Annotated in this window: 11 protein-coding genes and 1 pseudogene; 10 read left to right on the forward strand and 2 right to left on the reverse strand. The window is 71.0% G+C overall.

Annotation, left to right across the window (positions count from 1 at the left end):
• The 6 genes from EYA84_RS15130 to EYA84_RS15155 all read left to right on the forward strand — a co-directional run.
• On the forward strand, positions 1-192 hold a 192-nt coding region (locus EYA84_RS15130), incomplete at its 5' end, for a pantoate--beta-alanine ligase (protein ID WP_201272397.1).
• A 27-nt stretch (positions 193-219) separates the two neighbouring features.
• Positions 220-639, forward strand: a complete 420-nt coding sequence (gene panD, locus EYA84_RS15135) for an aspartate 1-decarboxylase (protein ID WP_131053714.1) — start codon at positions 220-222, stop codon at positions 637-639.
• A gap of 147 nt (positions 640-786) precedes the next feature.
• Positions 787-1,683, forward strand: a complete 897-nt coding sequence (locus tag EYA84_RS15140) for a septum formation family protein (protein ID WP_131053715.1) — start codon at positions 787-789, stop codon at positions 1,681-1,683.
• Positions 1,684-1,744: 61 nt separating this feature from the next.
• Positions 1,745-3,436, forward strand: coding sequence for an L-aspartate oxidase (locus EYA84_RS15145; protein WP_131053716.1), 1,692 nt, complete (start codon positions 1,745-1,747; stop codon positions 3,434-3,436).
• The gene (gene nadC, locus EYA84_RS15150; RefSeq protein WP_131053717.1) at positions 3,436-4,329 is read left to right on the forward strand and encodes a carboxylating nicotinate-nucleotide diphosphorylase; all 894 of its coding nucleotides are present in this window, start codon (positions 3,436-3,438) and stop codon (positions 4,327-4,329) included. The genes EYA84_RS15145 and nadC overlap by 1 nt, the downstream gene beginning before the upstream one ends.
• A 19-nt stretch (positions 4,330-4,348) precedes the next feature.
• The gene (locus EYA84_RS15155; protein ID WP_131053718.1) at positions 4,349-5,107 is read left to right on the forward strand and encodes a type III pantothenate kinase; all 759 of its coding nucleotides are present in this window, start codon (positions 4,349-4,351) and stop codon (positions 5,105-5,107) included.
• Positions 5,108-5,353: 246 nt separating this feature from the next.
• Here the strand turns inward: EYA84_RS15155 and EYA84_RS15160 are convergent, their stop codons facing one another.
• Entirely contained in the window at positions 5,354-6,094 is a 741-nt protein-coding gene (locus tag EYA84_RS15160; RefSeq protein WP_131053719.1) for a class I SAM-dependent methyltransferase, read from the reverse strand.
• A gap of 90 nt (positions 6,095-6,184) precedes the next feature.
• Here EYA84_RS15160 and lysS point away from each other — a divergent pair, with 90 nt between their 5' ends.
• The 4 genes from lysS to EYA84_RS15180 all read left to right on the forward strand — a co-directional run bounded on the left by lysS (position 6,185) and on the right by EYA84_RS15180 (position 12,200).
• Positions 6,185-7,693 (forward strand): lysine--tRNA ligase, encoded by a 1,509-nt coding sequence (gene lysS / locus EYA84_RS15165; RefSeq protein ID WP_131053720.1) that lies wholly within the window; start codon positions 6,185-6,187, stop codon positions 7,691-7,693.
• A gap of 118 nt (positions 7,694-7,811) precedes the next feature.
• The gene (locus EYA84_RS15170) at positions 7,812-8,162 is read left to right on the forward strand and encodes an Lsr2 family protein (protein WP_162854363.1); all 351 of its coding nucleotides are present in this window, start codon (positions 7,812-7,814) and stop codon (positions 8,160-8,162) included.
• 428 nt (positions 8,163-8,590) lie between these two features.
• On the forward strand, positions 8,591-11,125 hold the full coding sequence (locus EYA84_RS15175) for an ATP-dependent Clp protease ATP-binding subunit (protein ID WP_131053723.1): 2,535 nt from the start codon (positions 8,591-8,593) through the stop codon (positions 11,123-11,125).
• A gap of 418 nt (positions 11,126-11,543) precedes the next feature.
• Complete coding sequence (locus EYA84_RS15180; RefSeq protein ID WP_131053722.1) at positions 11,544-12,200, forward strand: C39 family peptidase; 657 nt, start codon at positions 11,544-11,546, stop codon at positions 12,198-12,200.
• Positions 12,201-12,303: 103 nt separating this feature from the next.
• Here EYA84_RS15180 and EYA84_RS15185 read toward each other — a convergent pair.
• Positions 12,304-12,758: pseudogene (locus EYA84_RS15185) on the reverse strand (A/G-specific adenine glycosylase); the annotation flags it as partial.

Below are 12,758 nucleotides of genomic sequence, written 5' to 3' on the forward strand. Positions count from 1 at the left end.
TCGGTGCTCACCGCCGCGCACGCGGCCTTCGGCGCCGCAGCCGCCGGTGCCCGGCTGGACTACCTGGTGCTCGCCGATCCCGATCTGGCGCCCGGCCCGGTCGAAGGTCCGGCCCGGCTGCTCGTCGCGGCCTGGGTGGGCGAGACCCGGCTGATCGACAACGCTCCGGTCCGGCTCGCCCCGACCTCCTGACCCCGCAGCTCGCGAAAGGCGTTCCCGATGTACCGCACCATGCTCAAGTCGAAGATCCACCGGGCCACCGTCACCCAGGCGGACCTGCACTACGTCGGTTCGGTGACCGTCGACGAGGATCTGCTCGACGCCGCCGACCTGCTACCCGGCGAGCAGGTGGCGATCGTGGACATCACCAACGGCGCCCGGCTGGAGACGTACGTGATCCCGGGGCGGCGAGGCAGCGGCGTGATCGGCATCAACGGCGCCGCCGCCCACCTGGTGCACCCGGGCGACCTGGTGATCCTGATCTCGTACGGGCAGATGGACGACGCCGAGGCGCGGTCGTACCACCCTCGGGTGGTGCACGTCGACGCCGAGAACCGGATCGTCGAGCTGGACGCCGACCCGGCGACCGCCGCGCCCGGCACCGCCGGCGCCCCCATCCCCAACCCGCTCACGGTGTAAGGAAGGGCCCCCTGCTAACGCCTCGTGTATAGGAAGGGTCCCCTCCTTACACACATGCCCGGGAATCCGGTCTGTCACCGGAAGGTCATTTTTGGTTACCCTGGGGGCGCCGTCGGGAGACGGTCGCTGGCTGGGGGAGGCGGCGTCATGCAGCGTGCGACGAGAAGCCTGGTCGCGGCCTTCGCCGTGGCGGCCCTGCTGGTGGGCTGCAGCGGGTCCGGTGGGCTCGACGGTGACCTGATCGACGACTGGGGGGCTCTGCCGCCACCCGGTCCGTTCACCCCGGCCGCCCAGGTCTGCCACGAGCCCGAGTTCACCCCCACCGTCTCGCTGGCCGCGTACGCGCCGGTGGACTGCGCGCAGCCGCACCGGGTGGAGACGGTGCACGTCGGTGCGTTGCCGGCCGACCGTGCCGCACCGCCCGCCGTGGGTTCCGCCGAACTGCGGACCGCCTTCGCCGAGTGCGACAACCGGGCCAATGGCTTCGTCGGTGACAACTGGCGGGCCGGCCGGCTGCGGCTGGCCGTGGCGGTGCCCTCCGAGCCGGGCTGGGCCGCCGGTTCGCGGTGGTACCGCTGCGACCTGATGGAGGTGACCACGGCCGAGGCGGCGGCCACGGTGGTGCTGCGTACCGGTTCGCTGCGGGACGCGCTCCGGGCACCGTCGCCGGTGCGGTTGGGTTGCCAGCAGACGCGTACCGACCGGAACAGGATGGTGCAGACCCTGGTCGCGGTGGACTGCGCCACGCGCCACGACGCCGAGTTCGTCGGGGTGTGGCAGTCGCCCGAGCGGGCGTACCCGACGCGCAGCGCCCAGTGGGCGCCGTTCTACGAGGGTTGCCGTGCGGTGATCGCGCGCTACGCGGGCGTACCGAACGACACGGACCTGGTCTTCCGCAGCGACCTGGTGGTCCGGCCGCCGGGGGCCGGCCGGTGGCGGGCCGGGGACCGGGGGGTCCGCTGCTACCTGTGGCTCGGTGACCGCAAGGTGACCGGCTCGCTCAAGGGTGCCGGTCCGGCCGGCCTGCCGGTCCGGACGAAGTAGCAAGAACCACTCGTCCGGCCCCCGCCGTCCGAGCCGAGACGCATTCGGGTTGACTGGTGGCATGGAGCTCCCGACCGTCGGCCTGCCCACGTTGCCGAGCCTGCTGGCCGCCCCGGCGCCCGGCTGGGTGGAGACCACCGACGTGATCGTGGTCGGCTCCGGGGTGGCCGGGCTGACCGCCGCGCTGCACCTGCGCCGGGCCGGACTGCACGTCACGGTGGTCACCAAGGTCAACATCGACGAGGGGTCGACCCGCTGGGCCCAGGGCGGCATCGCGGCGGTCCTCGACCCGGCGGACACCCCGGCGATGCACGCCTCGGACACCGAGATCGCCGGCGTCGGCCTCTGCGACCCGGCGGCGGTGCGGGTACTGGTCGAGGAGGGACCGACCCGACTGCGCGAGCTGATGCGGATCGGTGCCGAGTTCGACCGCCACCCGGACGGCTCGCTGATGCTCACCCGCGAGGGCGGACACCGCGCCGACCGCATCGTGCACGCCGGCGGCGACGCGACCGGCGCCGAGGTCCAACGCGCCCTGCACGAGTCGGTACGCCGCGACCCGTGGATCCGGCTCGTCGAGCACGCGCTGGTGCTGGACCTGCTCCGCGCCCCCGGCGACGGCCCGGACGGGCTGGGCCGGGCGTGCGGCATCACCCTGCACGTGCTCGGCGAGGGCAGCGAGGACGGGGTCGGCGCCATCCTCGGACGCGCCGTGGTGCTGGCCACCGGCGGGATGGGGCAGATCTTCGCGGCGACCACCAATCCCGCCGTCTCCACCGGCGACGGCGTGGCGCTCGCGATGCGGGCCGGCGCGGCAGTCACCGACGTGGAGTTCGTGCAGTTCCACCCGACCGCGCTGATCGTGCCGCCGGCCGCCCGGGTACCCGGTGCCGGGCACGCCCAGCAGCCGCTGGTCTCCGAGGCGCTGCGGGGTGAGGGCGCGTACCTGGTGGACGCCGACGGCAAGCGGTTCATGCTCGGCCAGCACGACCTCGCCGAGCTGGCGCCCCGGGACGTGGTGGCCAAGGGCATCCACCGGGTCCTGCTGGACACCGGCGCGGACCACGTCCACCTCGACGCCCGACACCTCGGCGGCGACTTCCTGGCCCGACGCTTCCCCACCATCGTCGCCTCGTGCCTGGCCATCGGCGTCGACCCGGGAGCCGACCTGATCCCGGTCGCGCCGGCCGCCCACTACGCCTCCGGCGGCGTACGCACCGACCTGCGCGGCCGGACCTCCATCCCCGGCCTGTACGCCTGCGGCGAGGTCGCCTGCACCGGCGTGCACGGCGCCAACCGGCTGGCCAGCAACTCGCTGCTGGAGGGGCTGGTCTTCTCCCGGCGGATCGCCGACGACATCGCGTCCGGCCTGCCCGAGCAGGCCCGCCCGGCGGAGACCGGAGCGTGGCGCGGCGGCACCGGCTGGGTGGCGCCGGCAGCGGCGACCCCGAGGCTGCAACAGGCGATGACCCGGGGCGCCGGTGTGCTCCGCTCCGCCGGCACGCTCGCCGCGACCGCCGCCGAACTGGTCGACCTGGGCGCCGGCCGGGGCACCCCGCGTACCGCCGACTGGGAGGCGACCAACCTGCTCACGGTGGCCGCCACGCTGGTCGCCGCCGCGTACGCGCGGCAGGAGACCCGTGGCTGCCACTGGCGGGAGGACCACGGGGCGGCCGACGAGCGATGGCAGGGGCACCTGGTCGGCGCGATAGGCGCGCAGGGCCGGTTGACGACCCGGTGGGAGGAGAGCTGATGGCGGACACGGCACGGATGCTGCACGAGAACGGGCTCGACCCGGCGGAGGTGCGCCGGATCGTGGAGACGGCGCTGGTCGAGGACCTCGGTCCGGACCTGCTCGACGTCACCAGCGTCGCCACCATCCCGGCCACCCAGACCGACACCGCCGACCTGGTGGCCCGGGCCGACGGGGTGGTCGCCGGGCTGGCCGTCGCCGCCGCCGTGTTCGAGCTGGCCGGCGAGGTGACCGGGACGGGACGTACCGTCGAGGTGTCGCTGGTGGCCCGCGACGGCGAGCGGGTGGCGCGGGGCGACGTGCTCGCCACGGTCACCGGCCCCACCCGGGTGCTGCTCACGGCCGAGCGGACCGCGCTGAACCTGCTCTGCCGGATGTCCGGCGTCGCCACCCACACCCGGGCCTGGGCGGACGCCCTGGCCGGCAGCAAGGCGATGGTCCTGGACACCCGCAAGACCACGCCCGGCCTACGCGCCCTGGAGAAGTACGCGGTCCGCGCCGGTGGCGGCACGAACAAGCGGATGGGCCTGCACGACGTCGCCATGGTCAAGGACAACCACAAGTTCGCCGCCGGTGGTGTCGCCGCCGCCTACCGCCGGGTCCGGGAGGCGTTTCCGGACGTACCGGTGCAGGTGGAGGTGGACACTCTCGACGAGGCGGTGGAGGCGGTGGAGGCCGGCGCGGTCTTCCTGCTCCTGGACAACATGCCTCCGGCGACACTGCGCACGGTGGTGGCGGCGGTGGGCGACCGGGCCGAGTTGGAGGCGACCGGCGGACTCACCCTCGCCGACGCCGCCGAGGTGGGCGCCACCGGCGTCGACTTCCTCTCCGTCGGTGCGCTCACCCACTCCTCGCCGATCCTGGACATCGCCCTGGACCTGCGTACGGACTGAACCCGTCTAGGCTTCGTGCGTGCTGCTCTGCATCGACATCGGGAACACCAACACCGTCCTGGCGACCTTCGACGGTGACAAGCTGGTGCACAACTGGCGGATCAAGACCGACGCCCGATCCACCGCCGACGAGCTGGGCCTGATGTTCCGGGGTCTACTTGCCGGGGACGCGGTCGAGATCACCGGGGTGGCCGCCTGTTCGACCGTCCCGGCCGCCCTGCGCTCGCTGCGGACCATGCTGACCCGCTACTACGCCGACCTGCCGAGCGTCATCGTCGAGCCGGGTGTCCGCACCGGCGTACAGCTCGCCATCGACAACCCCAAGGAGGTCGGGGCCGACCGGGTGGTGAACACGCTGGCGGCCCACAGCCTCTACGGCGGACCGTCGATCGTGGTCGACTTCGGCACCACCACCAACTTCGACGTGATCAGCGGTCGAGGAGAGTTCCTCGGTGGCGCGTTCGCGCCCGGCATCGAGATCTCCTTCGACGCGCTCGCCGCCCGCGCCGCCCAGTTGCGCAAGGTCGAGGCGACCAGACCCCGGTCGGTGATCGGCAAGAACACCGTCGAGTGCCTCCAGGCCGGGCTGTACTTCGGCTTCGCCGGCCAGGTGGACCGGATCGTCGAGCGGATGGCCGCCGAGCTGGGCGAGCTCAAGGCGGTCATCGCCACCGGTGGACTGGCGCCGCTGGTGCTCAACGAGTGCCGGACGATCACTCATCACGAGCCGATGATCACGTTGATCGGGTTGCGCATGGTGTATGAGCGGAACGTCTGACGCTTTTGGGTTCTGTTCTTCTTGCTGGTGGGGTTTCCGGGCCGCCCGACCGGCTCCGGGCGGTCAGGCTTGATCCCTGCGCCGGTCGGGCGGCCCGGAAACCCTCGGGGCCGGCGTCATCCGTTCCGGTGGGGTGGTCGGCTGGGGTGGGGGCGGTGCGTCCGTTCGTTGGGGTGGGTAGGCGCGTGGCGTCAGGCGTGGACTCGGACGGGCGTCAGCGTCGAGCTGGGGCTCGGGGTGGGTGGGTCAGGGTTTGTGGGTGCGGGCGGTGAGGGTGCGGTAGGGGAGGGTTATGAGGCCCCGGGCGGTCAGGGCGGGGTGGGTGTCGCGGAGGTGGCGGACCCGGTGGTCGACCTCGGCCTGGCGGGCGGGGGCGGCGGTCAGGTAGTGGGAGCGGGTCCGGACCAGGCCCCGTAGGTCGTCGCGGGTCAGCGTGGTGGTGTGGGGGAACTCGGCCCACTCGGGTGGGGCGAAGACGTCGCCGAAGTCGGTGACGGTCTGGCGCAGGTGGTCGACGGTGTCCCCGATCTCGGCGATCCGGCTCAGCTCGGTCACCCAGTCGACGCGCTCGTCCCGGAGGTTCCAGATCGGGGCGAAGACGCCGCCGGGGCGCAGCACCCGGGCGATCTCGGCGTGCGCCGTCTCCCGGTCGAACCAGTGGTACGCCTGACCGGCGAGGACGGCGTCGGCGTACCCGTCGGGTAGCGGCATGGACTCCGCGGCACCGGCCTCCGCGCGTACCCCCGGGGTGGTGGCGACCAGGTGGGCGCGCATCTCGGGGTCGGGTTCCACGGCGATCACCTCGTGTCCCAGGGCGAGCAGGCCACGCGTGAGGATGCCGGTGCCGGCCGCCAGGTCGACCACCCGGGCGGGCCGGGTCAGTCCGTCCAGCGCCCAGCGCAGTGCCGCCTCCGGGTAGCGGGGCCGGTAGCGGTCGTAGTCGGCCGCCGCCGGACCGAACGAGCGGGCCTCGGTGGGATGCGTCATGACCGGCAGGCTATCCGCCGACGGCCGCCGGAGGGCTTGAGTACGCTCGGGCCTGACCTCGCCCGAAATCTCCCACTGAGGAAGCGTGCCGTGACCCAGCAGAGCCCCGTGCCAGTCGACCCCGCCGACGACCTTCCCGAGCAGATGAAGGTCCGCCGGGAGAAGCGGGACCGGATGCTCGCCGACGGCGTCGAGCCGTACCCGGTCAGCTTCCTGCGGACCAGCACCCTGGCCCAGGTGCGGGAACGCTACGCCGACCTGCCGACGGACACCGCGACGGGCGACCAGGTGTCGGTGACCGGCCGGGTGATCTTCGTACGGAACACCGGCAAGCTCTGTTTCGCCACGCTGCGCGACGGCGACGGCACCGAGCTCCAGGCGATGCTCTCGCTGGACCGGGTCGGCCCCGAGCGGCTGGAGGACTGGAAGCGGCTGGTCGACCTCGGTGACCTCGTCGGGGTCACCGGCGAGGTGATCAGCAGCCGCCGGGGCGAGTTGTCGGTGCTGGCGCAGGAGTGGGTGACCACCGCGAAGGCGCTGCGCCCGCTGCCGGTGGCGCACAAGCCGCTGAGCGAGGAGGCCCGGGTCCGGCAGCGCTACGTCGACCTGATCGTGCGCCCGCAGGCCCGCCAGATGGTACGCACGCGGGCAACGGCGGTCCGTAGTCTTCGCGATTCCCTGCACGACACGGGTTTCCTCGAGGTGGAGACCCCGATGTTGCAGTTGCTGCACGGTGGCGCGACGGCCCGTCCTTTCGTGACCCACAGCAATGCACTCGACACCGACCTGTATCTGCGAATCGCACCGGAACTGTTTCTCAAGCGCGCCGTGGTCGGCGGTGTCGAGCGAGTCTTCGAGATCAACCGTAACTTCCGTAATGAGGGCATCGACTCCTCGCACTCGCCGGAGTTCGCGATGCTGGAGGTGTACGAGGCGTACGGCGACTACAACACGATGGCCGAACTGACCCGCAATCTCGTGCAACAGGCGGCGATGGCGGTCGCCGGGTCGACGGTGGTCACTCACGCCGACGGTCAGGAGTTCGACCTCGGCGGTGAGTGGCGTTCGGTGAGCTTGTTCGGCGTGCTTTCCGAGGCACTCGGTGACGAGGTCACGGTCCGCACCGAGCACCGCCGCCTGGTCGAGTACGCGGACAAGGTGGGCCTCACCGTCGACCCCAGGTGGGGGTCGGGCAAGCTGGTCGAGGAACTGTTCGAGGAGTTGGTCGTGCCCGGCCTGGTGGCACCCACCTTCGTGCGGGACTACCCGGAGGAGACCAGCCCGCTGACGCGTGGGCACCGCGAGGAGCCGGGGCTGGCCGAGAAGTGGGACCTGTACGTGCGCGGGGTCGAACTGGCCACCGCGTACTCGGAGCTGGTCGACCCGGTGGTGCAGCGGGAACGGCTGGTCGCGCAGGCGCAGCTGGGTGCCCGTGGCGACGACGAGGCGATGCGGCTCGACGAGGACTTTCTCCGGGCGATGGAGTACGGAATGCCGCCGGCGGGTGGCATGGGAATGGGAATCGACCGGCTCCTGATGGCGCTGACCGGTCTTGGAATTCGGGAAACCATCCTGTTCCCCTTGGTTCGCCCCGAGTAGTCGACACGGAACTTTCCGCCGCGTTACCGGATCCCATTGACGTAACAAGCATCTGACGAGCTATTGTGCTCTGGTAACTGGCAGGTGCACCGAACCCTGCGCGAAAGGAATGTGGGACGTGGCCAAGCAGATCATTCAGAGGCTGGTCGATGACCTGGACGGCGGGGACGCGGACGAGACTGTCAAGTTCGCGCTCGACGGCGTCCAGTACGAGATCGACCTGTCGGGTTCGAACGCCGAGAAATTGCGTGAGGCATTCGCGCCGTACATCGCCGGTGGGTCGAAGGTGGGACGCGGCGGTGTGGTCGTCGGTGGGCGTGCCGCCCGGGGCCGGGGCGGCGCCACGGCGGACCGCGAGCAGAACAAGGCCATCCGCGCCTGGGCCCGCAAGGCCGGCAAGGAGATCTCGGACCGGGGCCGGATCCCCCAGGAGATCGTCGACGAGTACCACTCCAAGGCCGGTCACTGAGACCAGGCCGTCCGCCACGCCGGTTCGGAGCGCCTCTCCGGGCCGGCGCGGTCGTCCGGCCGTACGGGGCGCGCCGCCCGTTGTCCACAGCCGGTGGACGGTTTGTCCACAGCCTGTGGACAACGGGCGAGGGGTGACCGTCCGGTGTCGGGAGGGCTCCGTGCGGTGCTTCCGGCGGCCCCCGGCTCGTGCTCGAATTTCGCTCTGCGCGTACACGCACCATGCCCGGAACACCCGTTGAGCGTGGAGGGTTGTGCAAAACGACGCGTACCGGGCCATCGTCGGAGACACACGAGGTCAGCCGAGTCGGTCCGCGGCGATAGAGTAAAGAGGCGCGGACGCCCGTCCCGGGCGCTTGCGTATCCGGCCCCGCCGAGAGTCTTGACCACCAAGATCGAGTGCGCACGGCACGTGAGGAGCACGAGGGCATGTTCGAGCGGTTCACCGACCGAGCGCGACGGGTTGTCGTCCTGGCCCAAGAAGAGGCCCGGATGCTCAACCACAACTACATCGGTACGGAACACATCCTGTTGGGCCTGATCCACGAGGGCGAGGGCGTCGCGGCGAAGGCCCTGGAGAGCCTGGGGATCTCGCTGGAGGGCGTCCGCCAGCAGGTGGAGGAGATCATCGGCCAGGGCCAGCAGGCGCCGAGCGGGCACATCCCGTTCACGCCGCGGGCCAAGAAGGTGTTGGAGCTGTCGCTGCGCGAGGCTCTGCAACTCGGCCACAACTACATCGGCACGGAGCACATCCTGCTCGGTCTCATCCGCGAGGGCGAGGGCGTGGCCGCGCAGGTGCTGGTGAAGCTGGGCGCCGACCTGAACCGGGTCCGCCAGCAGGTGATCCAGCTGCTCTCCGGCTACCAGGGCAAGGAGCCGGCCGCCGCCGGCACCGCCCCGGGCGAGGCGGCCCCGTCGACCAGCCTGGTGCTCGACCAGTTCGGGCGGAACCTGACCCAGGCGGCCCGGGAGGGCAAGCTCGACCCGGTGATCGGGCGCGAGAAGGAGATCGAGCGGGTGATGCAGGTGCTCTCCCGCCGGACCAAGAACAACCCGGTCCTGATTGGTGAGCCCGGCGTCGGCAAGACCGCCGTGGTGGAGGGCCTGTCCCAGAAGATCATCAAGGGCGAGGTGCCCGAGACGCTGAAGGACAAGCAGCTCTACACGCTCGACCTGGGTGCGCTGGTGGCGGGCTCCCGCTACCGGGGTGACTTCGAGGAGCGCCTGAAGAAGGTGCTCAAGGAGATCCGCACCCGGGGCGACATCATCCTGTTCATCGACGAGATCCACACCCTGGTCGGTGCGGGCGCCGCCGAGGGCGCGATCGACGCGGCGAGCATCCTCAAGCCGATGCTGGCCCGTGGTGAGCTGCAGACCATCGGCGCGACGACGCTGGACGAGTACCGCAAGCACCTGGAGAAGGACGCCGCGTTGGAGCGTCGTTTCCAGCCGATCCAGGTGGGTGAGCCCTCGCTGGCCCACACCATCGAGATTCTCAAGGGCCTGCGGGACCGGTACGAGGCGCACCACCGGGTGAGCATCACGGACGCGGCGCTGGTGGCGGCGGCGACGCTGGCCGACCGGTACATCTCCGACCGGTTCCTGCCGGACAAGGCGATCGACCTGATCGACGAGGCCGGGGCCCGGATGCGGATCCGCCGGATGACCGCGCCGCCGGACCTGCGTGACTTCGACGAGCGGATCGCCCAGGTGCGCCGGGACAAGGAGTCCGCGATCGACGCGCAGGACTTCGAGCGCGCCGCTCAGCTGCGCGACAAGGAGAAGCAGCTGCTGGGCCAGAAGGCGCAGCGGGAGAAGGAGTGGAAGGCCGGCGACCTCGACGTCGTCAGTGAGGTCGACGACGAGCAGATCGCCGAGGTGCTGGGCAACTGGACGGGCATCCCGGTCTACAAGCTGACCGAGGAGGAGACCTCGCGCCTGCTGCGCATGGAGGACGAGCTTCACAAGCGCGTCATCGGGCAGGAGGACGCCGTCAAGGCGGTCTCGAAGGCGATCCGGCGTACCCGCGCCGGCCTGAAGGACCCGAAGCGTCCGTCGGGCTCGTTCATCTTCGCCGGCCCGTCGGGTGTCGGTAAGACCGAGCTGTCCAAGGCGCTCGCCGAGTTCCTGTTCGGCAGCGAGGACGCCCTGATCCAGCTGGACATGTCCGAGTTCCACGACCGGTACACCGTGTCGCGGCTCGTCGGTGCGCCTCCCGGCTACGTCGGCTACGACGAGGGCGGGCAGCTGACCGAGAAGGTGCGGCGTCGGCCGTTCTCGGTGGTCCTCTTCGACGAGATCGAGAAGGCCCACCCGGACGTGTTCAACACGCTGCTCCAGATCCTGGAGGACGGTCGGCTCACCGACGGTCAGGGCCGGATCGTGGACTTCAAGAACACGGTCATCATCCTGACCACCAACCTCGGTACGAGGGACGTGGCCAAGGCGGTCTCGCTCGGCTTCCAGCAGTCGGAGGACTCCGAGTCCAACTACGACCGCATGAAGCAGAAGGTCAACGACGAACTCAAGCAGCACTTCCGGCCCGAGTTCCTCAACCGCATCGACGACACCATCGTCTTCCACCAGCTGCGTCAGAACGAGATCCTCCAGATCGTGGACATCATGATCGCCCGGATCGAGACCCAGCTGCGCAACAAGGACATGGGTCTCGAGTTGACCGACAACGCCAAGAAGTACCTGGCGCTGAAGGGCTTCGACCCGGTCCTCGGCGCTCGGCCGCTGCGTCGCACGATCCAGCGCGACATCGAGGACAACCTGTCCGAGCGGATCCTGTTCAACGAGCTGACCCCCGGTCAGATCGTGGTGGTCGACTGCGAGGGCGACCCGAACGACATCGACAAGTCCAAGCTCGTCTTCAAGGGCTCCGACCGGCCGGTCACCGTGCCGGACGCGGTCCCGGCCGACCTCGGCGGCAGCACCGCCGCGGCAGGCGCAGACGAGTAGGTAGTCGGCTGGTTCGACCAGCGGCGGCCCGGTGGCACCTGCCACCGGGCCGCCGTCGTGTGTCGCCGCTTCGGTGCGGATCCTCGAACCGGACAGTCGGATGCTTCAGCGCACCCGGTTACATTCCGCTCAGCGAGGGCGCCGGAAGGACCCTGTCACCCGGCCGCCGGGCATGGGTCGGCGCCCCGAGCGGTTGCACCGGGGGTGGCCGTGGTGGCTCTGGTGGCCAGGTAGTCGCGGCGCACCGCAGAGCGGGATCGGCGTACGCCCGGTAAGCCCGGAATGTGTGGCCTATCCGAGCCGTTGCACCCATGGCGGGGCACCCCACCGTTCGTGGTGTCACCTGCTTCTTCCCTCCGACGCGGCATCCACCCTCTCCGCAGTCCCGGGTGTCGTGTCGATCCCCCGAGCTGGAGGAATGACCATGACGACATTGATGCGTAAGGCCGCGCTGACCGCCGCCGGTGCCGTCTGTGCCGGTGGGATGATCAGCGGTCCGATGGCCGCGGTGGGGGCGACGAACAGCACCGACGCCCTGGCCACCGTGACGGAGCGCGGCCACGGCAAGGGCGAGCGGCAGCTGAAGGTCCGCTACCAGGCCCAGCCGAACTTCTACTACTGCGGTCCGGCCGCGGTGCGGAACGCCCTCAGCGTGATGGACAAGGACGTCTCGCAGGACGACCTGGCCCGCGAGATGGGCACCACCGAGCGGGGCACCGACTCGGCGTTCGTGATCACCAAGGCGTTGAACAACAAGGCCGGTAAGGACGTCTACCGCACCGTGGAGATCCCCGGCCAGGTCGCCGACGAGGCCGAGACCGAGCGGTTGCGCGAGGACATCGTCCGTACCGTCGACGACGACCGGAGCGTGGTGGCCAACGTCTTCGGCACCGCAGTCGACCTCGGCGGAGGCAGCCACTCGTTCGAGTCCGGTCACTACATCTCGGTGACCGGTTATCGGGACGGCGGCAGCCAGGTGAAGATCGCCGACTCGGCGGATCCCGCCAAGGCCGAGTACTGGATGGACACCGAAGTGCTGGCGGACTGGATCGCCAGCCGCGGCTACTCCGCCTGACCGAGCGACACCGACCGGGCCGGCATACCGGGACGGATCAGTGCCACACCAGGCAGAACTCTGCGGGCCGGCTCCTTACCCGGGAGCCGGCCCGCTACTGCGATCAGATCGGGACCGGGGCCGGTGGACCGTCGCCGACCAGGCGGAACGCGCTCTCGCCGACCGGCTCGACCAGACCGTCGGTCACCAGACCGGCCAGTGCCCGCGCCCGCTGCACGTCGTCCGACCAGACCTGGTCCAGGCGTTGGTGCGGCACCGGGCCGGTCGCCTCGCGCAGCACCCCGAGCAGGAGGCCGCGTACCTGGCGGTCGGTGCCGGCGTACCGCTGCGGACGGCGCGTCGGGCCGTCCGGGGCGACCTGGCCGGACGCCCGCCACGCACAGGTCGCCTCGACCGGGCAGACACCGCAGCGAGGCGAGCGGGCGGTGCAGACCACCGCGCCCAGCTCCATGAAGGCGGCGCTGGCCAGGGCGGCGGCCGCCGGTTCGATCGGCAGCAGTTCCTCGGTGGCGACCAGGTCCGCCGGTCGGGTCGCCGGGCCGGCGTCCGGCTCCCCGG

Source organism: Verrucosispora sp. SN26_14.1 (assembly GCF_004307965.1).
Taxonomy (GTDB): Bacteria; Actinomycetota; Actinomycetes; order Mycobacteriales; family Micromonosporaceae; genus Micromonospora.